Annotated in this window: 22 protein-coding genes and 1 tRNA gene; 4 read left to right on the top strand and 19 right to left on the bottom strand. The window is 50.2% G+C overall.

Going from position 1 to position 25,243, the window contains the following annotated elements:
* Window positions 1-107 precede the first annotated feature (107 nt).
* Entirely contained in the window at window positions 108-1,418 is a 1,311-nt protein-coding gene (locus NZM01_06660; GenBank protein ID MCS6959714.1) for a TldD/PmbA family protein, read from the top strand.
* Here NZM01_06660 and NZM01_06655 read toward each other — a convergent pair.
* From NZM01_06655 to NZM01_06615, 9 genes are read right to left on the bottom strand one after another with little or no spacing between them, the layout of a single operon-like run.
* Complete coding sequence (locus NZM01_06655; protein MCS6959713.1) at window positions 1,415-2,701, bottom strand: ABC transporter permease; 1,287 nt, start codon at window positions 2,699-2,701, stop codon at window positions 1,415-1,417. The two genes, NZM01_06660 and NZM01_06655, sit on opposite strands and share 4 nt — an antisense overlap.
* 53 nt (window positions 2,702-2,754) lie before the next feature.
* Entirely contained in the window at window positions 2,755-4,248 is a 1,494-nt protein-coding gene (trpE, locus tag NZM01_06650) for an anthranilate synthase component I (protein ID MCS6959712.1), read from the bottom strand.
* Between the two features lie 32 nt (window positions 4,249-4,280).
* Window positions 4,281-4,709, bottom strand: coding sequence for a DUF3531 family protein (locus NZM01_06645; GenBank protein MCS6959711.1), 429 nt, complete (start codon window positions 4,707-4,709; stop codon window positions 4,281-4,283).
* A 10-nt stretch (window positions 4,710-4,719) separates the two neighbouring features.
* A complete protein-coding gene (locus NZM01_06640; GenBank protein MCS6959710.1) occupies window positions 4,720-4,923 on the bottom strand; it encodes a hypothetical protein in 204 nt (67 codons plus the stop codon).
* Window positions 4,924-6,072 (bottom strand): alanine--glyoxylate aminotransferase family protein, encoded by a 1,149-nt coding sequence (locus NZM01_06635; GenBank protein MCS6959709.1) that lies wholly within the window; start codon window positions 6,070-6,072, stop codon window positions 4,924-4,926.
* Window positions 6,073-6,103: 31 nt separating this feature from the next.
* Entirely contained in the window at window positions 6,104-7,228 is a 1,125-nt protein-coding gene (gene proB / locus NZM01_06630) for a glutamate 5-kinase (protein ID MCS6959708.1), read from the bottom strand.
* Window positions 7,225-8,094, bottom strand: a complete 870-nt coding sequence (trpC, locus tag NZM01_06625) for an indole-3-glycerol phosphate synthase TrpC (GenBank protein MCS6959707.1) — start codon at window positions 8,092-8,094, stop codon at window positions 7,225-7,227. Before trpC ends, proB begins: the two co-directional genes overlap by 4 nt.
* A gap of 3 nt (window positions 8,095-8,097) precedes the next feature.
* The gene (locus NZM01_06620) at window positions 8,098-8,385 is read right to left on the bottom strand and encodes a YggT family protein (protein ID MCS6959706.1); all 288 of its coding nucleotides are present in this window, start codon (window positions 8,383-8,385) and stop codon (window positions 8,098-8,100) included.
* Between the two features lie 4 nt (window positions 8,386-8,389).
* Entirely contained in the window at window positions 8,390-8,572 is a 183-nt protein-coding gene (locus NZM01_06615; GenBank protein MCS6959705.1) for a hypothetical protein, read from the bottom strand.
* Between the two features lie 359 nt (window positions 8,573-8,931).
* On the opposite strand from NZM01_06615, the gene dapF reads away from it, so the two are divergent.
* A complete protein-coding gene (gene dapF / locus NZM01_06610) occupies window positions 8,932-9,762 on the top strand; it encodes a diaminopimelate epimerase (protein MCS6959704.1) in 831 nt (276 codons plus the stop codon).
* Here dapF and NZM01_06605 read toward each other — a convergent pair.
* From NZM01_06605 to NZM01_06565, 9 genes are all read right to left on the bottom strand, one after another.
* The gene (locus NZM01_06605) at window positions 9,759-14,561 is read right to left on the bottom strand and encodes a translocation/assembly module TamB domain-containing protein (protein ID MCS6959703.1); all 4,803 of its coding nucleotides are present in this window, start codon (window positions 14,559-14,561) and stop codon (window positions 9,759-9,761) included. The genes dapF and NZM01_06605 overlap by 4 nt on opposite strands.
* Window positions 14,562-14,690: 129 nt before the next feature.
* Window positions 14,691-15,404 carry a putative dsRNA-binding protein gene (locus tag NZM01_06600; protein MCS6959702.1) on the bottom strand — a complete coding sequence of 238 codons (714 nt, stop codon included), beginning with the start codon at window positions 15,402-15,404 and terminating at the stop codon, window positions 14,691-14,693.
* Window positions 15,401-16,108 carry a tetratricopeptide repeat protein gene (locus tag NZM01_06595; GenBank protein MCS6959701.1) on the bottom strand — a complete coding sequence of 236 codons (708 nt, stop codon included), beginning with the start codon at window positions 16,106-16,108 and terminating at the stop codon, window positions 15,401-15,403. Before NZM01_06595 ends, NZM01_06600 begins: the two co-directional genes overlap by 4 nt.
* Complete coding sequence (locus NZM01_06590; protein MCS6959700.1) at window positions 16,101-16,907, bottom strand: phosphate ABC transporter ATP-binding protein; 807 nt, start codon at window positions 16,905-16,907, stop codon at window positions 16,101-16,103. Before NZM01_06590 ends, NZM01_06595 begins: the two co-directional genes overlap by 8 nt.
* Window positions 16,897-18,903: an ABC transporter permease subunit gene (locus NZM01_06585; GenBank protein ID MCS6959699.1), complete on the bottom strand. Its 2,007-nt coding sequence runs from the start codon at window positions 18,901-18,903 to the stop codon at window positions 16,897-16,899. The genes NZM01_06590 and NZM01_06585 overlap by 11 nt, the downstream gene beginning before the upstream one ends.
* Window positions 18,904-18,905: 2 nt before the next feature.
* A complete protein-coding gene (pstB, locus tag NZM01_06580) occupies window positions 18,906-19,685 on the bottom strand; it encodes a phosphate ABC transporter ATP-binding protein PstB (protein ID MCS6959698.1) in 780 nt (259 codons plus the stop codon).
* A gap of 42 nt (window positions 19,686-19,727) precedes the next feature.
* Window positions 19,728-20,726, bottom strand: coding sequence for a phosphate ABC transporter permease PstA (pstA, locus tag NZM01_06575; GenBank protein MCS6959697.1), 999 nt, complete (start codon window positions 20,724-20,726; stop codon window positions 19,728-19,730).
* Window positions 20,726-21,697 carry a phosphate ABC transporter permease subunit PstC gene (gene pstC, locus NZM01_06570; protein ID MCS6959696.1) on the bottom strand — a complete coding sequence of 324 codons (972 nt, stop codon included), beginning with the start codon at window positions 21,695-21,697 and terminating at the stop codon, window positions 20,726-20,728. Before pstC ends, pstA begins: the two co-directional genes overlap by 1 nt.
* Window positions 21,698-21,775: 78 nt before the next feature.
* Entirely contained in the window at window positions 21,776-22,774 is a 999-nt protein-coding gene (locus tag NZM01_06565; GenBank protein ID MCS6959695.1) for a PstS family phosphate ABC transporter substrate-binding protein, read from the bottom strand.
* A gap of 195 nt (window positions 22,775-22,969) precedes the next feature.
* Between NZM01_06565 and NZM01_06560 the strand changes: the two genes are divergently transcribed.
* Window positions 22,970-23,371: a VOC family protein gene (locus NZM01_06560; GenBank protein ID MCS6959694.1), complete on the top strand. Its 402-nt coding sequence runs from the start codon at window positions 22,970-22,972 to the stop codon at window positions 23,369-23,371.
* 54 nt (window positions 23,372-23,425) lie between these two features.
* Window positions 23,426-23,499 (top strand) — tRNA-Met (locus NZM01_06555).
* On the opposite strand, the gene NZM01_06550 is transcribed toward NZM01_06555, so the two are convergent.
* Window positions 23,481-25,223: an NFACT family protein gene (locus NZM01_06550; protein ID MCS6959693.1), complete on the bottom strand. Its 1,743-nt coding sequence runs from the start codon at window positions 25,221-25,223 to the stop codon at window positions 23,481-23,483. The two genes, NZM01_06555 and NZM01_06550, sit on opposite strands and share 19 nt — an antisense overlap.
* Between the last annotated feature and the right edge of the window lie 20 nt (window positions 25,224-25,243).

Genomic DNA, 25,243 nt, shown 5'->3' with positions numbered 1-25,243 from the left:
TCTCCTCTCCTAGCTCCCTCTTCAGTCTAAAACTTTACGCCTCTAGTAACAGTCAATTTTTGTAAAGGAGATAGGCTATAATTAAAGCCACTGTTTTATGGTCAGCTATGGTGCAGGCAATTCTTTCCCAATTACTCGATCGGGTACGTCCTTTAGTACAAGAGGCAGAGGCATTTTACTTGACTAATGAAGACACACCCATTGAATTTGAGAATAACCGTCTCAAAAGCCTACAAACTAAAGCCAGCCAGGGAATTGCTCTGAGGGTGAGGGTAAACGATCGGGTTGGTTTTGCCAGCACTACAGATGTCAATCGTTTGGAAGAATTGATCGATGCTGCCATCCAGACGGCGGAGATTGGGGAAGAAGCCACTTTTAGCTTTGCCAGTGATAACTCTTCCTATGATGACTTACACGCCTCTACATTTCAGCCCCCCTCTTTTGATAAGTTGGTAGGTGTGGGGGAAAAGTTGATTGAAGGGTTACGCTCCTATAACTCAGAAATTATGGTCAGCGCCGACTTTCATATCCGTTCTGTGCACAAGGCTTTGGCAACTACAGGGGGGACATTCAGCCAGCAGCAACGGCAGGTAGTTAGTTGTACCCTAGGGGGCAATTTGGTACAAGGGGAGGATTTCCTGCAGATTTATGACTACGAAGTGGTGCGGGAAGGTGAGCCTGACTACGATGCCATTCTGGAGCGAGTTATCCAAAAGTACCGCTGGGCAGAGCAAATTACCACCATCGAAAGTGGCGCTATGCCTGTGCTGTTTACTCCCCGCGCGGTGGCGAGTGTAATCGGCGGCTTGTTTAATACAGTCCTCTCGGGGCAGTCGGTGGCGCAGAAGGCTTCCCCTCTCGCGGATAAGGTGGGGGAGAAGTTATTCGATCAGCGTTTGACGGTCTACGAAGACCCCACGATCGGTGTCAGTGCCTGTCCTGTAGATGATGAGGGTACGCCGACGCAAAAGAAGACATTTATTGACCGCGGTGTGGTGCAGGGTTTTTACTGGGATAGGAAATGGGCAGCCAAAATGGGAAGAAGTTCTACGGGCAATGGTTTTCGGTCAGGCTTGAGTCGCCCTACTCCCGCCACTTGCAATTTGTGCTTTGTTGCAGGGGATGTTCCCTATACAGATTTGCGGAGAAAGATGGCCAAGGGTCTAATTGTCGAGCAGGTACTGGGAGCAGGACAGTCCAATCAATTGGCAGGGGAATTTTCTGTCAACTTGGCTTTGGGCTACAAAGTGGTAGACGGAGAAATTGTGGGGCGGGTCAAAAATACAATGGTGGCTAGTAGTATCTTTGAAGCCTTCAACCAAATGATTGATATGAGTAGCGAGCGGGAGTTAGTAGGGGGAAATAGCCTTATTCCTGCCATTTTGTTCGATCGGATAGGGGTAGCATCTAAGGGCTAGACATTACTGCGCAGGGCTACGATCGGGTCAAGTCTGGCTGCTTGGCGGGCGGGAAATACGCCGAAGAACAGTCCAATGGCACTGGAAACTCCCACCGCTAACCAAATTGCTCCCACGGAAATTGTGGTTTCTAGAGGTGTAAGGGCAGCCACTAGAATAATACCGCCAATGCCTAAACTGGTACCTAAAATGCCCCCGATCGTGCCTAGGATTACTGCTTCAATTAAAAACTGGGTGAGGATGTCTCTTTGGGAGGCTCCGATCGCTTTTCTCAGTCCTATCTCCTGCGTTCGTTCAGCCACAGATACCAACATAATGTTCATGATGCCAATGCCCCCCACCAACAGGGAAATACCAGCGATCGCTGCCAACATTGCCGTCAGAGCCGTGGTGACATTGCCCACAATTTCGATTGCGTCTTTCTGGGTGCGGATGGTAAAGGTGTCGTCTGTTTGATGGCGGAGTTTCAACAGATTTTCTACCTGGAATTTGGCAGCACTGACACTGCGATCGTCTTTGGCAGAGATGTTGATGACCTGAATGGCAATGCCGTAGGGAGAAGTATTACGACCACCTAAACGACTGACCATCGTCGTCAAGGGCAACAAAATGGTGTCATCTTGGTTGAAACCCAGGAACGCCCCCTTGGATTCCATAATGCCGATTACCTCATAGGCTGTACCCCGAATGCGGATATGTTGACCAATGGGGTTGATTAGGAACTGGACAGGGTTAGGAGAGTCCTTTTTACATTCCGTTTCCTTGCCAGGCACAGTAGAAGGCAAGCTGCCAAAGAATAATTTAGCTGTATCACAACCAAGGGTGACCACACGGGCGCGGCGCTGCAAATCCTGGTGGTTAAAAAATCTGCCCATGTAGGTGTCCACATCCCGCACCTGGCTGTATTCAGGAGTAGTGCCAATCAAAGGCGTAGTGCGGAAACGATCGTTAAAAGTAGCGCGTTCCGTCCCTCTGACTTCGGGGGCAACAGCTTTGACCGTGGGGACTTGTTGCGCAATGGCTTCCGCATCAGAGAGCACGAGGCGGGGGGGAGGATTGAGGATGTTGCGGCGGGTGCTGTCACTACCCGTGATGACGAACAGAACATTGGTGCCTAGGGACTGGAACTGACCAGCAGCATAGCGTTTACCCCCTTCCCCCACACCGATCATGGCAATCACCGAAGCGTTGCCAATCACTATCCCCAGCATGGTGAGGAAACTGCGCAAGCGGTTGGCACTGAGAGTCTGCCACGCCATTTTGATACTTTCGCCAATGTGCATCGCTCACCTCGAGGGTATCCCTTCCATCTTAGCCAGTAGACAACGGGAGTGTCTCACACTGCAGAACTAATTTGCCGAATTGCTTCCAACATCCCCCGCGCTTTGTTGAGGGTCTCCTGGTATTCCAAATGGGGTTGGGAATCTGCCACTATACCTGCTCCTGCCTGGACACTTACTCGTCCTTGGTGCACGATCAAACTGCGAATGGTGATGGCTACATTCAACTGTCCCCGAAAATCGTAATAGCCGTAGGCACCTGCGTAGGGACCACGCCGATCGGGTTCTAGTTCGTAGATGATCTCCATGGCTCTAATTTTAGGTGCACCGCTGACAGTACCAGCAGGAAAAGTCGCTTGCAATACATCCCAAGCAGTCTTGCTGGGCAGCACTTCGCCGACAACATTGCTGACAATGTGCATGACATGGGAATAACGCTCGATCGTCATCATTTCGTTCACCTTCACCGTGCCCGCACGACACACCCTACCCAGGTCATTCCGTCCCAAGTCCACCAACATCACATGTTCAGCAATTTCTTTGGGGTCCTGCAGCAACTCTTGCGCTAACGCCTGGTCTTCTTCGGGAGTGGCTCCCCGTTTGCGCGTACCAGCGATCGGTCTGACTAACGCCACCTTTTTACAGTTCTCTTGACTGGTATTTTCCACCTTGACCATCACTTCGGGACTGGAACCAATCAACTGCCAATCACCAAATTGCAGATAGGCCATGTAGGGGGAAGGGTTGATTAAACGCAGGGCACGATAGAGGCGGAAGGGATCGCCGCTAAAGGGAGTGGACAGTCTCTGGGAAAGTACCACTTGGAAGATGTCACCACGGCGAATGTACTCCTTAGCCTTTTCTACAGCTGCAGTAAATGCCGTTTCCGTGAAGTTGCTTTCGTAAGCGATGGCAGGCGCATCAGGGGTTAAAACTAGGTCATACCGATCGGTTAGGGGCTGATGTAGCTTGGCTATAGTCTCCTCTAGGCGCTCCAGGGCACGATCGTAGGCTATGGCAGGTGCGGTTTCCCTGGTATCAGCATAGACAATCACCCAAATCTTGCGCTTGACCTGATCAAAAACCAGTAACCGATCGAATTGCATCCACAAGCCATCGGGGAGACCGCAAGGGGGATGAATGGGCACACGGGGTTCTATCCATTTAATCAACTCATAGCCCCAGAACCCCACCACACCAGCGATACTAGGGGGCAACTGCAGCAAATGGACAGGATGAATATCAGCTAAACACGCTGCCAAGTGGTGGAAAGGATTACCCTGTAACTCTCTCTTGGAGCCATCGCGGTAAACCTGGACTGTCCGATCGCCGTAGTTTGCCAACCGCCACAGGGGGTCACAACCCAGCAGACTGTAACGCCCTATTCTCTCCCCGCCCTCCACCGATTCCAACAAAAAGTTGTAGGCTGAGCCTTGACAGACTCGATACCATGCCCCCACAGGTGTATCCAAATCCGCCACGAATTCCCGAAATACAGGAATAAAATTACCCCGATCGGTCAAGGCAAGAAACTGTTGGTAAGCATCCATAGGGACTGGCAGAGGGAGCAAACTTAGTATAACTAGTCATAGCGCCGATCGATGGGCCAGTGTTCCTGCTCTCCACCAATGTAGACCTTCACAATAGGGACATATTCCTCACTGAGGCGGTAGAGAGTATTGAGCAAGGTGTCTAAAGCGATGGCATCAGCCGTCCCCAAATCCACCCAACAGCGCGCCCAATTGCCCTCGTATTCCACATCACTGATATTGTGCATGACCGCCATCATTTCCCCCTGCAAACTATCGGAGTCATAGTCCAGATGACTGACATCCACCCCTGCTTCTAGCACCTGGAGGTTAGCCGCATTGAACCCTCCCAACTTCCCTAGCAAAAACCAGGAAGAAAACACCTCATCTATAATTTGCTTTTCCCTCTCTGTGAGATAGTCCTGAAACTCAATCCAAATCCACAGGTTGAACCAGTCGCACTCCCGAAATTCCACCCGCATAGATAATTGACTAATCCTCCTCCTCTTCTGGAAGGGTACTCAGGGGAAAAGACTCTGCCGCTTTTAACAACTCCGCTACTTCCTCTGGGGTCAGCTCTGCTAGCGTTTTACCTGCTAGGTGGGGACACAACATAGCAATCATCTGCCGATCGGTCAGCACTTGGTCTGCCCCCATCATCTCCCCCAACCAGAGCAAGTCAGGATCAACCGTCATCTAACCCCTAATGGCTTGGATAGCTGCGTTTACCCCCGCTCCTGGCGTGATTTCTACCCCTAGCATCTGCAAAGTCGCTTCCAGCGCACTAATGGCACTGAGAATATCCCGATCGCTGACATAGCCCAAATGCCCAATGCGGAATATCTTGCCGTTGAGATGGTCTTGACCCCCCGCCAGAGCAATCTGGAAATGTTTCTTCATCAGGGAGCGCACCTTCTCCGCCTCCACGTTGACGGGAGCTACAGCAGTAATGGCAGGACTAGCACAGTCATCACTGGTGAAAAGAGGCAACCCCAGCGCTCTAACTGCACTCCTCACCGCTGCCCGATGCCGACTGTGGCGAGCAAAGATGTTTTCCAGTCCCTCTTCCTGCATCATAGTCAAACTCTCTCGCAGAGCCACGATCATGTTGACAGAGGCTGTAAAGGGAGTGGTGTTCTTCTGCGCATCCTTGCGAGCTTTGCCCAAGTCCAGGTAGTAGCGGGGTAGGTCAGCCCGTTTGTAAGCCTGCCATGCCCTCTCTGACACTGCCACAAACCCCAACCCAGGGGGAATCATATAAGCTTTTTGTGACCCCGACCCGATCACATCGATACCCCACTCATCCATAGGCAAGTTGGTTGCCCCCAGGCTAGTGACCGCATCGACAATAATCAGAGCTTCCCCGTGGGCTTTGACGTGACGATTGATGGTTTCTAGGTCGTTAAGTACCCCCGTAGAAGTCTCACTGTGGGTGATGATCACCGCCTTGATGGTCTTGTCTTTGTCTGCCTCCAACTTCTCGCGGAACACCTCGGGGTCAAGGGGCTTACCCCATTCTGCTGTGATGCGTTCTGTGGTGAGACCATAAGCCTCGCACACCTCTGCCCACCGTTGCCCAAATTTGCCGTTTTCCCCCACCAAAACCCGATCGCCCTTGGAGAGAAAGTTGATAATGGCTGCTTCCATCGCCCCCGTGCCACTAGCAGTGAGGATCAAGACATCGTTTTGGGTCTGGTGTAGCCACTTGAGCTTGTCTGTGACATCGGCAAAAATCTGGCTGAATTCACTGGAACGATGACCGATCGGGTGTTTTGCCAGAGCTAGCAATACGCGTTCAGGAACGGGAGTGGGCCCTGGAATCATCAACATCAACTTGTCCTGCATAGGCACTCCTTGGGCAAAGGTTAGGTAGTAATTATACTGAAGGGGCAGGGGCTGTGTCTAGGATAACTAGGTTGTCACGGTGGACGACAGTGGGTTCACCTTCATAGCCAAGAATATCGCTAATTGCCTCTGACTGACACTTCTGAATCTGCCGCACTGCCTGGCTATTGTAGTTGCTGATGCCTCTGCCGATTTCTCTTCCCTCCTGGTCAACCAAACTGACACAATCCCCGCTGTCAAACTCCCCCCGTACCTCCACAATCCCTGCTGGTAACAACGATTTGCCCTTGGTGGTAACAGCAATCACGGCTCCCTCATCTAACACCAGTTCCCCCAGGGGGATCATGCCGTAGGCAATCCAACGCTTGCGGGCACTCAGGGCTTGGGGCTGGGGAGCAAAATGCGTCCCGATCGGTTCTCCCTTGAGAATTTGCAGAATGTTTTCTGGCTCCCTGCCATGCATGATAACTGTCCTTACGCCCGCGCTGGTGGCAATCCTGGCAGCTGTAATTTTGGTGACCATCCCCCCCGTCCCCCAACTTTTCCCCTCTGAGGTTGTGTCAATGGCCAGAGAACGTAACTCGGCACTGCTCACAGACAAAATTGGCTCAGCGGCAGGGAATTTGCGGGGGTCAGCAGAATACAACCGATCGACATCGGTCAGCAAAAACAACCACTGGGCCTGTACTAGGCTTGCTACCAGGGCAGAGAGGGTATCGTTATCACCGAATTTCAATTCCTCCACAGCCACGGTGTCATTTTCATTGACGATGGGAATTACCCCCATTTCTAACAGTTCGTTAAAAGTGTTGCTGACGTTGACGTAGTGCTGTCTTTCTATGAGATTGGCACGGGTAAGAAGTACTTGGGCGACAGGCTGCTGAAACTGACTGAAAAAATCGTCGTAGATGCGCATCAACCGACTCTGTCCTACAGCCGCCACTGCTTGCTTAGTGCTCAACTTTTTTGGACGCTCTGTGATCCCTAACCGCGTACAACCTACCCCCACTGCCCCCGAGGACACCAAGATAACCTTGTAGCCCTGGCGACGCAATTCCACGATCGTTTCCACCAACCGCGCAATGGCACTGATATATAAATCCCCTGTATCTGGGCGCGTCAGCGTCGAAGTGCCAATTTTGATTACTAAAGTCATCCCTGCAGTAACCGCACTACTGCTTGCCTAATGTCAGACTGCTTAACTAAGGATTCCCCCACCAAGACCGCCTTCGCCCCCGCTGCTTGTACCAAATCCAAATCAGCCCGCGTGAATAGACCCGACTCACTCACCCAAAACAAACTTTCCCGCAGTTCCCTATCTACTGAGTTGATGACCTCGATCGTGGTTTGCAAATTCACCGTAAAATCCCGCAAATCCCGATTGTTCACCCCGATCGCCCCCCGTCCTGCCCTCAGCCCTGCCAATATCCCCGCCAAAGACAAAACCCGCTGTAACTCCCCGATCGTGTGCACCTCCACCAATACCTGCATTCCCAACTCCTGGGCATAATCCCACAAATCCTGCAAATCGTAGTCGGACAAAATCGCCACAATCAACAACACCGCATCCGCGCCAAACGCCCGCGCCCAGTCCAACTGCACCCGATCGATGATGAACTCTTTACACAACACAGGCAAGCTCACTGCCCCCTTTACCTGCCCCAAATACTCAAAACTGCCCCCAAAAAACTCCCTGTCAGTCAACACCGAAATTGCCCTTGCCCCCCCCTCCTCGTAAGCCGTCGCGATCGCCACAGGGTCAAAATTTTCTCTGATTACTCCCTTACTCGGTGATCCCCGTTTCACTTCCGCAATCAACCCTGGCTGGTAAGGGGAGCACCGCAGACTGCCAATAAAATCTCGCACCGGCAAACGTTCCAAACGGGAAATATCCCGATCGGTTTGAATCTCCAATTCCTTGTGCCAGACAATCTTTTCCAGGACGTTACTAGGTATGGCAGTCCTAGCAGTGGTATAGCCCTCCCGCTCTGTGTGCAACCGCCTAACCAGCAACTCCACCATAACCTAGCTAGATAAGCGATCGAGCATAGTCAAAATCCCCTGCTGCCCCAAGAGCAACTCCCGCAGTAGGCTAAATAGCCCTACCCCCAATACCGGTGTAATGTCGACTCCCCCCAGGGGCGGTACCAGGCGGCGCAGGAGTACCAACAAAGGCTCTGTCGGCACATAGACAATTACCCAGGGAAACTTCTGCAAGGGGATTTGGGGATACCAAGTCAGCACAATACGCAGCACGTAGAACACAATCAGCGTTCCTAACACTAATCCCAGCAGCAACTCCAGTAACCCCATAGTCCTAATCGCTGTTTTGAAAAATGGTCAACAAGGGTAAGCACGCACCGAAACAGGCAACTATAGCTAATATACCCTCAAACACAGGGGAAATTTGAAAATATGTCGCCCAGCGCTCTACTAGAGACGGCAACGCCATAAACAATACCACTGTCGCCCCTAGACGCATCAGTAAACTCTTAGCCATAGCTCCTCCTTACGGTATCGCCTAATCAACTCTTGTGCTTTGATAAGCAAAATTTATCTATCAATAGATAGATTATTAGCGTAACTAACTGTTACAATTTAAGAGTCTAACCACTAAGTAAATATACCTAAAATGTTTGGGATCGCCTATTTGCTGGGGCTGAGACCCATTTGTGGCGGGTGGATGACTTTCACTCTTTTTTTGGGATCGCAGGGTAGAGAGGTGGCTTTTAATGTCGGCGTTGGTAGGGTACTGAGGCAAGCCCTAGAAATGTCATTGTCACTGTGGTGAGAGATGGTAGTATGATCCCCGAAGTGAAATCCAAAGACGGGTCGGGAGAGCAACTTACCCTTGGGGAGGTGTTGATGGAATTTAGTAAGTACCAGGGTCTGGGTAATGATTTTATTTTGATTGACAACCGGCAGCAGCAGGAACTGTTGGTACCTATTGCGGGTATCCCTCGCCTTTGCGATCGGCATTTTGGCATTGGGGCGGATGGGGTGATTTTTTTGCTACAGGATAGTGCAGGCAATTATGTCATGCGCATTATTAACAGTGATGGTTCCGAACCTGAAATGTGTGGCAATGGCATTAGATGTCTGGCGCAATTTATGCAGGATTTGGGCATCGACCCACCAGATAACCGATACACAATCAAGACTTTAGCAGGGGAAATGGTCGTTCATCTGCAGGACAATTTAATCACCGTCGATATGGGGGAACCTCGTTTACTGGCTCAGGCAATACCTACTACCCTGGGTAAACCCGATCAACAGGTAGTTAATCTTCCTTTAGTGGTCGAGGGCACAACTTGGCACGTGACCTGTGTTAGTATGGGCAACCCCCACTGTGTCACCTTTGTTCCTGAAGTCGACAATTTGCCCTTGGCCGAGGTTGGACCGTTGTTTGAACATCACCCTGCCTTTCCGCAACGGGTTAATGCTGAATTTGTGGAAGTGCTTGACCGTAGCCAGGTAAAAATGCGAGTGTGGGAACGGGGGGCAGGGATCACCCTTGCCTGCGGAACAGGCGCTTGTGCCACAGTGGTGGCGGGGGTGCTGCAGGGGCTAATCGATCGTTCTTGTACCGTGTACCTGCCTGGTGGAACACTCAAGATTCACTGGGAGGAGAGTAGCAACCATGTGTTTATGAGTGGTACAGCTGAGCGGGTGTTTACGGGTAAATACTAGAAACGGTTTTCCCACTCGATCGTTAAACTATTGTTGCCTCCCAGGTCAGTATTAGTTCTGATAAGGGTGTTGGGGTCAAGGCGATAGCGGAGGGTGTAGTTAGTATTTTGGGAGGGGTCATTAATCACGCCACGGATAGATAGGGAGAAATCTCTGCCTATTTCAATCGCTCCCTCTGCCGCTAGACCTAGAGCGGAAATACGTTTGCCATCACCACCTGTGGTCACGGGGCTAAGATTGAATTCCGACAAACTCAACACATCCCCAATTGCATCCTGTAGGAGAGAAACTATTGTCCCTCCTGCCAGATTGACCAAAGTAGCGGTGGGGTCCCCCCCTGTCTGAGTTAATAAGCCCCCCCCAATTAATGCCAGGATTTCGGAATTTGTGCGGGGCGGGCTGCTACGCAACTCGATCGTGGGACTGCTACCTCTGCCAGTGACTGTAGCCTGTACCTGCAATGTCCGTTGCGCACCCAAATTGCTGACAGGAATAGCACTAGGATTAAAGGCATCAAAGGGAGAGGGTTCAATCGGCGGGCGAATTACCTCTGGCACTACCCCTAACACGCGTACGTTCAAATTGGGGTCTAAGCCCTGGGTGGGCAGGAATTCAGCAAAGTTGTCAAAGGAACGATCGAGGCGGAAACGCGCTGATATAGCATTGACCTGCCCTCTAGTGATGGCAATCCTACCTGCAGGGCGAATGTCTTTGATACTACCGTTGACTTCTACTTCTCCTCTGCCCACAAAGTTGAACAGGGGTGCGCGTGTAATTTGCACATTGTCTGCTAATGCTACTTTGAGGTTGCGGAAAGAGATAGGGGCAGGTGCCGAACCATTGCGCTCTATTGTTTCTTCAGGCAAAAGAATACGTCCATTAGAGAGAGTCACTTTGCCTGTGAGGACAGGGTTTTGCAGGGAGCCGCCCACAGTTACTTGCCCATCAAAATTGCCACTGTAGGTATTTTTTAGATTGAGGGTAAGTTTAGTGGCAGTGAGGGTAAGGGGATTTTCTGCCACTAGGGTTTCGTTGCTAATAGGCAGACTGCCCTGGGCAAGTAGTTCTCCCTGACTGAATCTACCCTGGAGGTCAACGGTGGCACGATCGAGGTCAAATTCTACTTTTCCTTGGAGGTCAGTAATTTCCTCTGGCAAGCCCGCCACTTGAATGCGTGCCCCTGTGACTGTGGCATTACCCAGCAGTTTCGGTTGTTTGGTAGTACCACTAATAGCAATCTTGGCTTCCCCTTTACCATCAAGCCAGCGCAGGTTAGGGGTGAGGAGGTTGACAAACGCCAGGGCTTGGTCTTTCACCTCTAGGTTCATTTCTAACTGGGTGCCAGGAAAGACATACCCGATCGCCAAGGGTAGATTTCCCCGCAGTTGCATGGGTGGAGCACCAGCGAGGGCAAGGGTACTGTTAAAACTTAGTCTCCCCTGCTTGTAGGTGAATGCCCCCGTGATCGACTCGATTGGTTCCTGGCTGATCGTGCCCCCTACTAGCTCTAACTCCCCCTCAACTTGGGGTTGCAGGATGTTGCCCCCCAACTTAGCTTTGCCTTTGAGCTTCCCTGTCACTTCCACAGGGATAAGCTGCAAGAAGGGTAGAGGGCGCAAAGACTCGATAGGGAAGTTCTCTAGTTCTAGTTCCCCTTGAATCTCTCCTAATTTGCCCGTTTGCGGGTCAATTAAGCTAATTTGGGCACCTTGCAACTCCCCAAAAGATTGGTCAGATTGGAGGCGGGCACGAGCAATCTTCAAGGTACCGTTGCGGTATTCCCCCTGCAGGCTAATGTCATTGACAGCAAACTTACCGTATTCCCAATCTTTGCCTACCAGGTTCACTTGCACCCCTAATCCCCCTGGGGCGGAGTCGGTGACAGTGATTTTTCCCGATAGGGAACCTGCCAAATCCGTCAGGGGTGGCAAAACACTTCGTTTGGCAGTGGCAATTTCCTGCTGCGTAAGACGTTGTTGGATTTGGAAAAAATACTGCAGTTGTTGGCTGAAGGGAGCCTGGGACAGACCCACGGGGGGAAAAGTTGCTAAGTCCTTCCCGGAGGCATAGCGGGGGCGAGCTAATCCCTGGGCAATGTCCGACCACTGTGACCACTGCATAATCTGGGTAATGTCCTGGAGGTTACCTTCTGCGATCGTCAGGCTAGCCTGCAGTCTGGTGGTAGCTCTGGGGTTGTAGGCAACCTCTAGCTGGTAAGCAGAAGTCCGATCGGGGGTGACAGGAATTGTCAGTTCTCCGTTTTGCAGGAGAAAGTTGCCGTCTGTGTAGGTGAAATCGCCCCTTAGTGTTTCCCCCTGAACGCGACCATAGGCAGGACGATCGATGGTGAATTGCCCCACAGTCTGGAAGTTTTTCCCCAGGTTAATTTCCCCTCTCCCTGCCACTATGCCGCTGATTTCTGTTTGCCCCAAGGCAGTTGCTACCAAGCCAAGGGGGAAGTTTTCTACCTCGACCTGGAGTTGGTCACTAGCCAAGGAGCGGGCTGTTGCTTTGGCATCGCCCAAACGCAGGTCAATACTTTGCGGTTGCAGTTGGGTATTGAGGTCTAGGTTAATGCGGTCTCTGTTCCCGCGTAAATCTACCTTTATCCCCCCTTGGTCAAAGCGGAAATCCCCTGCAAGGACAGGGTCAAAGGATATACCCTGGTAACCTAATCCCACTAGCGTGGCTCTACCCTGGATTTGGGGGGCAAAAATACTACCGCTGATATTGCTGCTAAATTCGATCGTGCCCTCTGGTAAGTTGTTCTCCCCTGCCAAGGTAATTCCTCTGCCTTTTAGGTCGCCGAGTATTTGTAGCCGCTCCAGTTCTCCTCTGACTTGCCCCCGAAAATCTAAATTCCCCACCAACTTAGCTGGTATTTGGGGAAACAGAAACCGTAAATCCTCTAATTGGGCATTCTCACTCCGCACCTGCAAGTTGATTTCCCCTATACCCTGGGGTAGATGGCGGTCATTTTTCTCTAACTCAATTTCCCCTGTTGCTGTGAGCACTTCTCCTAGCTGGAGAGTTTGCACCAGGATATTTTTGCCGTCCCATGCTAGGTTGCCTGTGAGAGTTGCCTGGAACTGTCCTATACCCTGGGGTAGCTCTAGTTTGGCTGTGGCGCGGATGTCTTCTAGGGCAAGACTACCGTTGGGGCTAATGGCTTCTAGTGTCCCCGCTACTGTGGTTTGGGGCAGCTGTAGCCCAGGAGTACTGAGTTTGGCAGACCAGCCCTTGTCAGTAATTAGTCCCTCACCCCTAATTTTGCCCTCTGGCAAGTTGAGTTCAACCCGATCGACAGTAGTCATCCCTGGGGCAACAGTAGCTTGGGCACGGAAAGGATACTTGGCTTGGGGAGCTTGGGCATCGATGACCAGTTGAAATTCCTTTCCTCCACCAGTGAGACGGGCACTGCCCTGTACATTCCCCAGGGGAAAGGGTAAATCTACTTGGTAGAGTTGGGCAATAGTCTCCCCCTCGATGTCCTGGGCTAGGAGATTGACATCTAAGCTGGGCTGTTCCCCTAGCACCAATTTGCCGCTGCCTTGTACTACACCCTTAGCTGCTGCAAATCGCAGTTGGGGTAATTGCCAGGTTTGCCAGTCTGAGGTAGCTACTACTAATTCTGCCGTTTCTATGGGGATGCGATCGATCGTCAGGGGTTCTAGCGCTGTTGCCTTGCCGTAAAAGCTGGGTTCTGTACCCCTTAACTTGCCTGTGATCGCCACCTTGCCTGCCATCGGTACGGGACTGGAGATAGGAGACTGGTCTAAATCCAGGCGGGGGATACGTAAATCTATGTCCAAACCCCGATCGGGGGTAATTTCCCCCGCTGCAGTGAGGAGAACCTTTTTATATCGAGCTTGCAATCCTTTTACTTTGGTAGTGGCACTATCGTAGCTGAACTCCCCGGCTATCTCCTCTAGGGGCTGCTCCACACCAGGAATCATCACTGCCCCCTGTTTGACCTTAAGCCCCGCTTTAACTTGGGGTTCCCGATCGGGACGGAAAAATATCAGAGCATTGCCGTCTACTTTCCCCCCTATTGTTGTAAAGGGCAGGTCAGGAATGAAGCTGGTAGTGACAGCTAGATTGACATCCTGCTGTAGCACCTGTAGATTACTGTCCCCTGTGCGCAAATTCCATTCGTAGTCAAGCATAGCTCGCCCTTGGGACTTCTCATTCCCGATAGCTGCCATGGCTGTGGGGTTGAAGTCTGGCTGCCATTGCCCTAGTTTGACCTCCGCCACGCCCCTAGCTAAGACAGAATTGAGATTGTCCCAGCGGCTGTTTATCCCCAACCGATCGAGTGTGACTAACTGCCTTGTCTTGCTAATACCGATGGTTAGCCGTCCCTCCACCACATCGATCGTTTCTAGGTCTAGCCAATCTGGTAACTCCACAGTAATCGGCTCTTGGGTTAGGGCTGGTATTTGTCCCTGGTCGTCCTGGGGTAAAAACACCCTGGGGCGTAGTAATTTGCCCCGCAATTTTAGCTTGCCCGATCGTTGCAGTTCCCAAGGGTCAGTGTGCAGCTCAATGCGATCGAAGACGTAAAAGTCGGGCTGGGTGGGGGTAGGGGGGATAACAGTCCTGGCAAGGTGAACTGACCTTGTACTGACGAAACTAACCTGCCCTAACTCGATCGGCCTTTGTAGTACCTTTGTTAAGTAAGCCTGGAGCTGGGGAGTCAAGTGTGTGTTGAGGTAATAGCGCCCATACCAAATGCCACCTAGGACAGAAGCTGTGACCGTCAGAGTTAATCCCGCTGCTATCCGTCTGAGGGCTTGCACAATACCTCCTTAACCTTAGATACAAGAAGAGGACCAGGTACTTTCCTCGTTCCGTCCTGATCCCCTTTTTGGTTCGCTCCTCACACACTTTCTACACTACCCCATCACCCTTAGCGTCGCTATACATGTTTATGCACCTGCATCTGCTTGCTCCTGCACAAATTTTTGCAACAGGGGAAGAGCCTGAGCGGCGGCTTCTTGGTGGGCTTCCTTGATGCTATTGCCTGTTCCCTTGCCCCAACAGCGATTTTGTATCCACACTTCCGCCACAAAGGGGGGCTGATTTTGTACTAGGCGATATTCTGGTAACTGCTTCCAGTGGGCTTGGGTTAATTCCTGGAGAGCAATTTTGTAGTTGCCAAAGGCGGGCTTTGTTTTCAAGGGGGGAATCAATCGTTCCCAGTGGCGATCGAGCCAAGGACTGACCAAACTAAAATCATCCGTGGACAGATATAGTGCCCCCACTAGGGCTTCCAAACCATTTGCTAACCGTGACCGCAACCTAGGTGTGGATTTTGCTACCTCAGGAGCAGCTAAGATGAACCGATCGAGGTTATAGCTGTCGGCAATTTCTGCTAGTACCCGATCGCTGACCAGCTGATTGCGCAAATTGGTCAAATCCCCCAGGGAAGACAGGTGTTGTCGATAGAGGTAGAGGGTAACTTCCAGGCGAATGACACTGTCACCGCAAAATTCTAAATAGTCATTATTTTCACTGCCGTAGCTGGGGTGAATGAGGGCTAAATCCACTAATTCCCAGTTAACTCGCTCCTTGTCCGCAAGAGGTAAACGATCGAGTAAGCTATGCAATTCCCTCAACCTAGCTGGCGTTATCTTCGTCATTGCAGTTGTAAAAATTTCTCCAACTCTTCTACCAACCTGGGAGGCCAACGCCGCACCTCCCGCACCCACTCCAAGTCTGTGTAGCGCTTATCCAAGCCCAGCACTGCCACCCAGTTACTCTCTGCCTCCCCGTGCCTGCCCTGCTGCCACAGCATAACTGTCCATGCTGCCCGCACCTCCGCCCAATAGGGATACCTGCGCACTAAATTCCTAATCCGCTTGGCTGCCTCTACCTCTCTGCCAACTTGATACAAAACCAGAGCAGCATTGACCTGACTGATCGACAATTTGGGGTCTAGTTGCGCTGCCCGCTCGTAGTAAGCCAAACTCCTCTCCCATTCCCCCTTGCCCCCATAGGCATTTCCCAGGTTGTTGTAAGCATAGGCATCTTGGGGCTGCAACTCCAGTACCCGACTGTAATCCCCGATCGCTTTGTCCCACTGCCGTAACCGCTCATAGGCAATGCCCCGATTAAGGTAAGCATCGACTGCCCTGGGGTCTATTTCAATCGCTCTATTTAAGTCCGTAATTGCCCCCTGCAGGTCATTTTGCCCCAGCAGCCAGGTTCCCCGATCGAAAAACAGATTTGCTGCCGCTTCCCCAGGGAGTAGTAGCCAGCAAAAACCAACCAGCAGGAGCAGCCGTCTCGGGAGCCTCGCCGACCGACGCCTCGGGAGCCTCGCCGACCGAAAAATTCTAACCAATGCGGGTATTGATGTAGTTGTAGGAATCGATCGAGGCTGGCTTTGTAAAGAAATCGGTAGACGTAGCATATTCCCCCAGGACACCAAACCTTGCTCCCTCTGCTTCCACCACCTTGAAGAAAGCGATCCAGTCAGCAATGCGGGCTGCCTGCTGCAAGTTATGGGTGATGATCACCACCGTAAAATATTTCTTCAGTTGGGTAATCAAATTGTCAATGCGGATACTAGAGATGGGGTCAAGGGAAGAACAGGGTTCATCCATAAGGATAATTTCTGGTTCCAGGGCAAGGGCACGGGCTATGCACAACCGTTGTTGTTGCCCCCCCGATAGTTGCAAAGCATTAGTTTTCAGTCTGTCCTTCACCTCATCGTAGAGACCCACCAGACGCAAATATTTCTCCACTTGGTCGGAGATATTGCCCCGAAAACCGTTCACTCGCAACCCCAGAGCAATATTCTCATAGATAGAAGTAGGGAAAGGATTGGGGCGCTGAAACACCATCCCTACCCGCCGCCGCAGCTCGATCGGGTCAATTGTCTGTATATCTTCCCCAAATACCCGAATCTCGCCCGTAATTTGCGTACTGGTGATCATGTCGTTCATGCGGTTAATACAGCGTAGGAGTGTAGTTTTACCACACCCCGACGGACCGATAAAGGCTGTGACAGAGTGGTTGTAAATATCCAATGTCACATTCTGAATCGCAGGGTTGATGCCGTAAAATACCGTGACATCATCGAGGGCAATGGATACCCCTTCCCCCTGTAAAACTGTGCCAGATGTGTACTCAGGATTCATAGGTCTTGGATTGAAATAGGTTAGCCGTAAACAAAGCCAGAGCGCCCAAAATCAGCAAAATAACCAGTAGGACAACAATCGCTGCTGCACTCAGCGGTTCTGTAGCGGGCTGGGTTGTCCAGAGATAAATCTGGAGCGGGATTGTCACAAACTGACTGAGGAAAGGACCTGTTCCCTCCGGATTCTGGAAAGGTGTGAAGGAAATTAGACCCAATGCCCCTACCACTGCTCCCAAAGCTGCTGTTTCCCCCATAGTTACCGTTGCTGCTAGTAATACCCCCGAAGTCAAACCAGAAAAAGCATAGGGAATTACTATACGCAAAATCACCTGGGACTTACTCATCCCTACAGCGTAGCCCGCGTAGCGTAGAGTAGCTGGTACATTGCGCAGGGAAGTCCTAAACGTTGTGATCACAAATGGTAAAGCCAAGATCGCCAGAGTCATGGCCCCCGCAATCACCGTCCTACCTGCTCCCATTGTCCTAACAAACAGCTCCGCTCCTAGCACACCATAGATAATCGTAGGGATAGCGGATAGGTTGTCCAAGTTAATTTCCAGTAGGGTTTCTACCCACCTTACCAGCCTTCTATTCTTAAATACTCGATAGAGAAATACATCTGCATACTCTTCTAAAAAGATAGCTGCCCCCAAACCCACTATGATCAGCATCACCACGACCAGAAACACCAGCCACAAATTGCCCACCAATGCTGCCAAAATACCAGCCTGCTCAGGGTCAGGGTCAGCAAACTGGGTCAGAAATTGCCAGTTCAGGTATTTAGCTCCTTGACGGAAGTTACTCACAGCTAAAAAAGCTAGTACCAGGGAGATTGGCAAGACCGAACAGTATACTAGGCTAGCAAAAATTCCTCCCAGCAATGTCCTCAGGGTGTTATTACTCCTGAACTCCGTCCCTACTATTCTCTCCTCCCTTGCCAAACTAACCATCCCCTCTTCTGCTGCCGAACTGACTGACCTCTCCTCTACCTTTGACACCCCTAAAGTCTCAATCTGGGCAGCAAAACGTCGCCGTGACAAATTACCAATCGAGTTCAACACAAAGGTCAGCAAAAATAACACCAACCCCGTGGCAAACATAGACTTAAACTCAATACTGTCGAAACCCACTGCCGCCGTGGCTGCCTGAAAAATAAACGAAGCCACCGTCTGTCCTGCCTGCAACGGGTTAAAAGTAAACTGCGGTGTTAAACCAGAGGCTAACACAGGAATCATTGTCTCCCCGAAGGCACGGGAGAAAGCCAGCGTAAAAGCGGCAATTAGGGCAGGAAACACCGTTGGTAAAACTATCTTTAGGATGTACTCGTGCTTGCGCATCCCCAAGCTATAGGCAGCTTCAAAGTAGGAGCGGGGCACAGCATTGATGGCACTTGCTCCAATCCCCAACACCGTCGGTGTGACAAATAACCCTACAATCAAACCCGATACTAGTAAGTTATAGGGTTGAATCAGGGGGAAGAACCTTTGCAAAGCAGGCGTAAACGTAAAGAAAGCAAATGCCCCCAACACGATCGTGGGGACACCAGAAATCAAATTCAAAACGGGGGTGACAAAATAATTCAAACGTTTAGGTAGGTACTGGGTAACAGCGATAGAGAGGAGGACCCCTAGAGGTGCTGCCACTGCCAAGGCAATTACCGCCACAATACTGGAAGCAATAATGAGAGAGACAACCCCTATTTTCCGCCTTTCACCCTCAGGTGGCTCAAACATCACTGTCCAATCCCGATCGGTGAAAAACTGCCAAATACTAGCCCCTACTGTCTGTCCCTCTGCTAGATAGGTCTGGAAAAAAGCGATCGTGTCATAGACCATGAAGGCGATAATAGCCAAGAATACCAGAATTGGAATGGTTGCTAGCACTCCTGTAGTAAAGGCAAACACTCCTTCCCAAAAGTTAACAACCCTGTGGTCGCCAGCCCAGCGACCCTTCTGTAGTATCTCTTGCCCCAATTCCGACAGTTCTGGACTTGCCATAATCAGCCAAACTGACCCGAAATGTAGTCTTTGGTACGCTGTTGCGTTGGACTACCGAAGATGAAGTTAGTTTTGTCGAATTCCACAATCTCCCCTAAGTACATAAAGGCAGTGTAGTCCGATACCCTACTTGCCTGTTGCATGTTGTGGGTCACAATAATAATTGTCACTTGGTTCCGCAGCTCTTGGATCAGCTCCTCAATACTATTGGTAGCGATCGGGTCAAGGGCAGAGGTGGGCTCGTCAAACAGAATAATTTCTGGGGATGTCGCCAAAGTTCTAGCAATACACAGGCGCTGCTGTTGCCCCCCCGATAAAGAGAAACCAGGTTTATCCAGCCGGTCCTTTACCTCGTCCCACAAAGCTGCCCCCCGTAGGGCCTTCTCCACTAATTCATCGAGGGTACTCTTCTTCTTGATCCCCCGAATCCGCAAACCATAGGCAATATTTTCGTAAATACTCTTGGGAAAGGGATTGGGCTTTTGGAACACCATGCCGATCCGCATCCGCACTTCAATGGGATCGACATCCCTAGCCATAATATCTTGACCTTCCAGCAGAATCTGTCCCTCGTAGCGCGTACCAGGATAGAGTTCATGCATCCGGTTAAATGCCCGCAACAAGGTACTCTTGCCACAGCCTGAGGGACCAATCAGTGCCGTCACCTTCTTCTCCGCCACAGTCATGTTGATATTTTTGAGAGCGTGGAAGTTGCCGTAGTAAAAATTAAAGTTGACAACCTCAGCCTTTACCTTATCCCGTGCGATTGTAGTCCGCTCCATGATATTTATTGGCTCCATTGCAAACTCACCCTACCACAATTCTTACCATTTGACACGCTTACGGAAATAGAACCTCAAATAAATCGCCAAAGCATTCATTGATAGCGTCATAACCACCAACACAACCGCCGCTGCTCCCGCATTTACCACACTAAACTCTGGACGAGGACGGGATACCCAGTCGAATACTTGAATTGGCATTACCGTAAACTGGGAAAACAACCAATCAAAAGGACCATAAACCCCTTGCCCCTCAGGCTTGGGCGAAAAGGGAAATGGTGGGGGAAAGGTAATAAATGTTAGTGCCCCGATCGTGACCAGGGGAGCTGCTTCCCCAATCGCCCGCGATAACCCCACAATAATTCCCGTTAAAATCCCTCCCGCCGATGCAGGTAGGATATGATCCCAAATCATTTGCCACCTGGAAGCCCCGATCGCATATACCCCCTCTCGCAGCGACTGGGGCACAGCCTTAATTGCCTCCCTGGTGGTGACGATAATAATTGGCAAAATCAACAGTGCCAGGGTTAAACCCGCCGTGATTACCGTTTCCCCTAGCTTGAACTGATGCTTGAATACCCCCAAAGCTAACAAACCGTAGATAATTGAAGGAACACCTGCCAAGTTAGAGATATTGATTTCAATCACATCCGATGCCCACTTGGGAAAAGGAATGGGTAAGCCCCCCCTACCCGCATACTCTTCTAAGAAAATACCAGCGCCTATACCCAGGGGCACAGCAATAACAGCGGTGAGTAAAATTACGCAGAAAGAGCCTATGATAGCAATCTTGATCCCCGCTATTTCAGGATCAGAATCAGGGACAGAAGTTAGAAAAGTCCAGAGGCCTTGTAAACCCTCACCAAATAAACGCTTGCCGCCCTCTAACAACAACTTGCCGATCAAGATTAACAAAACACCTAAACTGAATGCCAGGGCACTTAGCCCCAAAGCAATGAATATGTTGTCCACTAGTTTCCTAGCACTGATTCCCTGACGAATTAACCCTAGGTCAAGCAATTCAGGCATCTCGTTAGTCATCAGTAGGTCTCCTTGTACTTCTTGATCAGGAAGAATCCAATTAAGTTGAGAACCAAGGTTATCACTGCTAAAGTTAACCCAGCCGCAAATATACTTTCGTACTCTAAAGAACCAAATTCAATATCACCTAAAGACACTTGCACAATGTAAGCAGAAATGGTAGCAGCCCCTTCTAAAGGATTCCAACTGTAAATCGCCTGCAGCCCCCCTGCCACTGCTACAATCATCGTTTCCCCTACTGCCCGAGACACCCCTAAAATGTAAGCAGCAACAATACCGGAAAAAGCTGCCGGCAGAACCACATTAATTGCCGTGTTCAAGCGAGTTGCTCCCAGAGCATAGGAACCCTCCCGCATCTGGTTGGGCACAGCCCGCATAGCATCCTCCGCGATCGAACTGATAATGGGAATAATGGCTATACCTATGACTATGCCTGCACTGAGGCGATTGAATCCAGGAATATTTTCATTGAAAGACCTGATAAAGGGAGAAATAACGTTGAGAGCAAAGTAACCAAAAACTACCGACGGTACACCTGCTAATAATTCCAGAATTGGTTTTAGGGCTTCCCTAACTGAAGGTATGGCAAACTCGCTAAGGAAAATCGCTACCGTAGTCCCGATCGGTATAGCTACTACTAGGGCAATGAAAGAAGTCAGAAGAGTACTGGAAAGTAGAGTCAGAATACCAAAATGCTTTTCTTCAAACAAAACTGTCCATTGCGGATTAACTAAATTGAAAAAGTCTAAAAATATGTTATCTACGCCTACTTCCTTTAGCTCTGGGTTAGTGAAAAACTTGATGCTCTCGAAAATAAGAATCTCCATGATGCCTAAAGTGACCAGCACAGAGGAGATCGCCGCTAGTAAAAGTAAAATCTGAATAAATCCTTCCCGTAGCTCTCTGACCTTCCGTCTCTGGAGAGCCGCCTGCGAAGTAACAGATAAAAGAAGATTAGTGGTGTCCGACACGATGTTACCTAGTTAACTCTAAATCCCTATATAGCGATAAATTTGGCAAAACACAAGGGGGGAAAAGCCCCCCTCAGTTTATTCCTTAGCCTCCTTGGCAATGATCTCTTTTACTGTAGCACCGATTTGTTGCTCACCACCAAACACAGTTCCGATTTTGCGCTTGGTGAAAACGTTGTTCAGTACTGCTCTGTAGTCAGCTGCAGACAAAGGCACTACATCGGCTTTCTTAGCCAAAGAGGGAGCATTGCGCATAGTGAAGAGCACGAACTTGGTTACTTCATCCCGGTTAGCAGACTCGGCATTCACATACCAAAATAGAGGACGGGACAAAGGCTGATAGCTGCCATCTAGCACTGTTTCGTCGGAAGGCATTACAGGGCGGTTAGTCTTGGGGTTAACAATTGCTACTGCCTTCAGCTTGTCCTTGTTCTCTTCATAGTAGGACTTACCAAAGTAGCCCAAACCACCGCGGTCTCTTGCTACACCTTGTACCAATACGTTGTCATCTTCACTGGCGGTGTAGTCAGTGCGACTGGCTTTAGCCTTGCCCACGATCGCTTCTGTAAAGTAGTCAAATGTACCAGAAGCCGTACCTGCACCATAGAGCCGTAGGGGCACATCAGGGAACCCAGGACGGACATCCTTCCAGTTGTTGATCTTGGAGCCAGGCTCCCAAATCCGCTTCAATTCTTCCACCGTTAGGTTGGTAGCCCAAGTGTTTTGGGGATTAACTACCACCGTGAGACCATCGAAAGCAACGGGCAGTTCGATATATTTAATACCATTGCGGTTACAGGTTTCCATCTCCCGCTTGGAAATAGGACGGGAAGCATTAGAAATATCCGTTTCACCGTTGCAGAACTTACGGAAACCAGCACCCGTACCAGATACACCCACCGTGACACGTATACCAGGGTTTTGCTTCTGAAATTCAGCCGCTACAGCTTCAGAAAAGGGAAATACAGTGCTGGAGCCATCCATCTTAATTACTTTCTGCGCCATCACCTGGCTAGGCATCACAGAAGCTATTGCCAGGACAGAGGCTACCAACAAACCACGACTGGAGAAGTTCATAGGGTCGAGTCTCTTTTTAGGTTGGACTACATATTCACCATAAACTGTGGCGGATACGAAAACACTAAGGTAAGTTTAACCTCTGGTTAAGAATAGGTTAAGATAGCCGAACAAATTCTAATCCTATTGTTGATTGATTTACCCTATTATGAACTTATATCAAATAAATTTGGTGGATTAGGAGATTAAATTTTTGTGAAGTTCCATCACGTTGCTATTCGGACTGGGGATATTTGGCAGGCTATTAATTTTTATGAATGCCTGGGGTTTGTGGTGGAGGAGCGGTTTACCGCGGGAATTACCCTGGCTTGCTGGATGGTGAGTAATGGCACCCGTTTGGAGTTAATGCAGATTCCCGAACCACAACCTGCCCCTGATTGTTTTTTTGATGAGCATTATACGGGGTATTACCATTTGTCTTTTGTGGTTGCGGATTTAGGGGCAACTTTGCAAACTTTGGCAGATAAACTGGGTAGGCTGAAGCTGTTGCTGCCTCCTAGGGAACAGAAAATTGGCGATCGGATTTATAAGACGGCATTTATTGCTGATATAGATGGGTTACCGATCGAATTGATTGAAGATAGCGGTGCTTCCTAGGGAGGGAAAGTTTTTGTCCCACTGCCAACTTATTTGGTATAATGGAGTCCTCACCGCGGGGTAGAGCAGTCTGGTAGCTCGTCGGGCTCATAACCCGAAGGTCGCAGGTTCAAATCCTGTCCCCGCCATTGTCAGGGAGAGAAACTAGGTGGGGTCTAGCCCAGATTAGGGTTTCGTTTTTGTAAACAACCATACCTGGTTTTGCCCCTTTGGGTTTGAAGACGCAGCGGGGTTTGGTGTAAATTACTGCCACCTGGTCACTGTATCTGGCTTTGCTGTAAAAGGCGGCTAGGTTAGCAGCAAATTCCAGTTCTTCCCGATCGGGTTCTTGTCCTGGTTTTAAGCGAAGTAAAACATGGCTGCCTGGAATTTCTAAAGCATGAAACCACAGGTCATAGTCAGTAGCAATTTTGAAGGTCAGGCTATCATTTTGGAAGTTATTTCTACCGATCCAAACTTCATTGCCCTGGGGGGTGGGGTAGCGGTAGCAGTTAATGTCTGGCTTGGCTTTGGGGGGGCGATAAAATTCCATCTCTGAGACTTTGCCATAGCCATTTTCTATTAGCTCCTGTTGGATTTCCTTTAATAGTTCTAGCTCATGTCCTTCCAAGTAGGTGAGGGCTGTATCAATGTTGCTTAAGTAGTCTAGTTCCTGTTGGTTTTTTTGTAGTAGTGGGCGAATCACATCGCGGGCACGTTTTTGTTTTTGGTAAACTTTGTAGAGCTTTTGGGCATTTTGACTGGGAGTAAGGGCAGGATCAAGTTTGATTTCTACTTCTCCATCGTTGCCAAAGTCCCGCAATCTAACGGTTGCCACGCCATGGCTGACTAGATGCAGATTGGCCATGAGCAAGTCAGCTTGGTGTTTAATTGTGTCGGCTTGCTCCGACTGCTGTAACTTGGTCTGCAATTCCTTGATTTTCTCTGTTAGTTTTTGTTGCTGAACACTCACAATCTGATGCAACCGATGGGCAAGTTGCTTACCAGTTTCTAACTGGAGGTAGCGCGTATAGTACTGTTCCAACTGCTGACTGAGGGAGATATTCGGTCGATCGTTTTCCTCCTTGGGCAACACGGAGTAACTCTTTTCCCACTCCTGCCAGCTATATTTGTGCTCACTTAAACAGTGCAACCAAAATTGCCAGCTTTGCCACAATGCCTGCCATTGCAATTGATGTAATTGACTGGTGAGGAGACCGGGGGTGATACCTGCTCTCTGACACAGTTCCTCTGCTAGGTGCTTGCCGAGACCGCGATAACGTAAGAAGAGAACTTTAGCGATCGGTTCTTCTAGGACGGCCAATCGTTCCTGCCAACTGGTAAAAGATTCTGCCAGATTGGGACTGGGGAGTAATTGGGAGGGGGGAAATACGTAATTTTCCCCAGTGAGGATGGGACGAGGGCGGGACTGCTGGGGGCTAACCTGGTGGGCAGCGGTAACGATCGTGTTGTTGTGATTGACCAAAATAGCGTTACTATGCTTGCCCATGATTTCCAGGTATAGGCTCCAGAGGATGGGAGCTTGGGGACGTGGGGCAAACTCCAGGACTACTACTCTTTCCCAGGGCTGGGGCAGGCGAACGCCCACTAAGGCTAATCCACCTACCTGATGCCAAATCTGCTGACTAAAGGTAAAAGTATCAGGTAGTTTGGGTACGGACTGACTGAGGTGTAGTCTCGCTGCCTGGGGATGCCAACTACAGGTGAGCCATCTTCTCCCCACTACTGTTTTGAGAGCCAGATAAAGGGTAAACCGATCGGTCTGCCGTACCTGCTCCAAGCGAGCGGGAACAACCACATTGTTCAGCTCCCCCACCACTAGGGCGAGGGTAGTGTAGTCAACGGGTTGCATAAACGCTCCCCTGGGGTAAG

The sequence above is a fragment of the Pseudanabaenaceae cyanobacterium SKYG29 genome (assembly GCA_025055675.1).
Classification (GTDB): Bacteria; Cyanobacteriota; Cyanobacteriia; order Pseudanabaenales; family Pseudanabaenaceae; genus M5B4.
Note: the sequence above shows the minus strand (reverse complement) of the source record. Positions and strands in the feature narration are given on the sequence as shown.

What these genes read in the sequence shown, in the direction of transcription:
- NZM01_06585 (MCS6959699.1), bottom strand. Translation starts at nt 18,903, where the DNA reads ATGGCAAGTCCAGAACTGTCGGAATTGGGGCAAGAGATACTACAGAAG.
- trpC (MCS6959707.1), bottom strand. Translation starts at nt 8,094, where the DNA reads ATGGTGGAGTTGCTGGTTAGGCGGTTGCACACAGAGCGGGAGGGCTAT.
- NZM01_06645 (MCS6959711.1), bottom strand. Translation starts at nt 4,709, where the DNA reads ATGCGGGTGGAATTTCGGGAGTGCGACTGGTTCAACCTGTGGATTTGG.
- NZM01_06660 (MCS6959714.1), top strand. Translation starts at nt 108, where the DNA reads ATGGTGCAGGCAATTCTTTCCCAATTACTCGATCGGGTACGTCCTTTA.
- trpE (MCS6959712.1), bottom strand. Translation starts at nt 4,248, where the DNA reads ATGGATGCTTACCAACAGTTTCTTGCCTTGACCGATCGGGGTAATTTT.
- NZM01_06565 (MCS6959695.1), bottom strand. Translation starts at nt 22,774, where the DNA reads ATGAACTTCTCCAGTCGTGGTTTGTTGGTAGCCTCTGTCCTGGCAATA.
- pstA (MCS6959697.1), bottom strand. Translation starts at nt 20,726, where the DNA reads ATGACTAACGAGATGCCTGAATTGCTTGACCTAGGGTTAATTCGTCAG.
- NZM01_06550 (MCS6959693.1), bottom strand. Translation starts at nt 25,223, where the DNA reads ATGCAACCCGTTGACTACACTACCCTCGCCCTAGTGGTGGGGGAGCTG.
- NZM01_06600 (MCS6959702.1), bottom strand. Translation starts at nt 15,404, where the DNA reads ATGACGAAGATAACGCCAGCTAGGTTGAGGGAATTGCATAGCTTACTC.
- NZM01_06590 (MCS6959700.1), bottom strand. Translation starts at nt 16,907, where the DNA reads ATGAATCCTGAGTACACATCTGGCACAGTTTTACAGGGGGAAGGGGTA.
- NZM01_06620 (MCS6959706.1), bottom strand. Translation starts at nt 8,385, where the DNA reads ATGGGGTTACTGGAGTTGCTGCTGGGATTAGTGTTAGGAACGCTGATT.
- NZM01_06655 (MCS6959713.1), bottom strand. Translation starts at nt 2,701, where the DNA reads ATGCACATTGGCGAAAGTATCAAAATGGCGTGGCAGACTCTCAGTGCC.
- NZM01_06615 (MCS6959705.1), bottom strand. Translation starts at nt 8,572, where the DNA reads ATGGCTAAGAGTTTACTGATGCGTCTAGGGGCGACAGTGGTATTGTTT.
- NZM01_06640 (MCS6959710.1), bottom strand. Translation starts at nt 4,923, where the DNA reads ATGACGGTTGATCCTGACTTGCTCTGGTTGGGGGAGATGATGGGGGCA.
- NZM01_06635 (MCS6959709.1), bottom strand. Translation starts at nt 6,072, where the DNA reads ATGCAGGACAAGTTGATGTTGATGATTCCAGGGCCCACTCCCGTTCCT.
- proB (MCS6959708.1), bottom strand. Translation starts at nt 7,228, where the DNA reads ATGACTTTAGTAATCAAAATTGGCACTTCGACGCTGACGCGCCCAGAT.
- pstB (MCS6959698.1), bottom strand. Translation starts at nt 19,685, where the DNA reads ATGGAGCGGACTACAATCGCACGGGATAAGGTAAAGGCTGAGGTTGTC.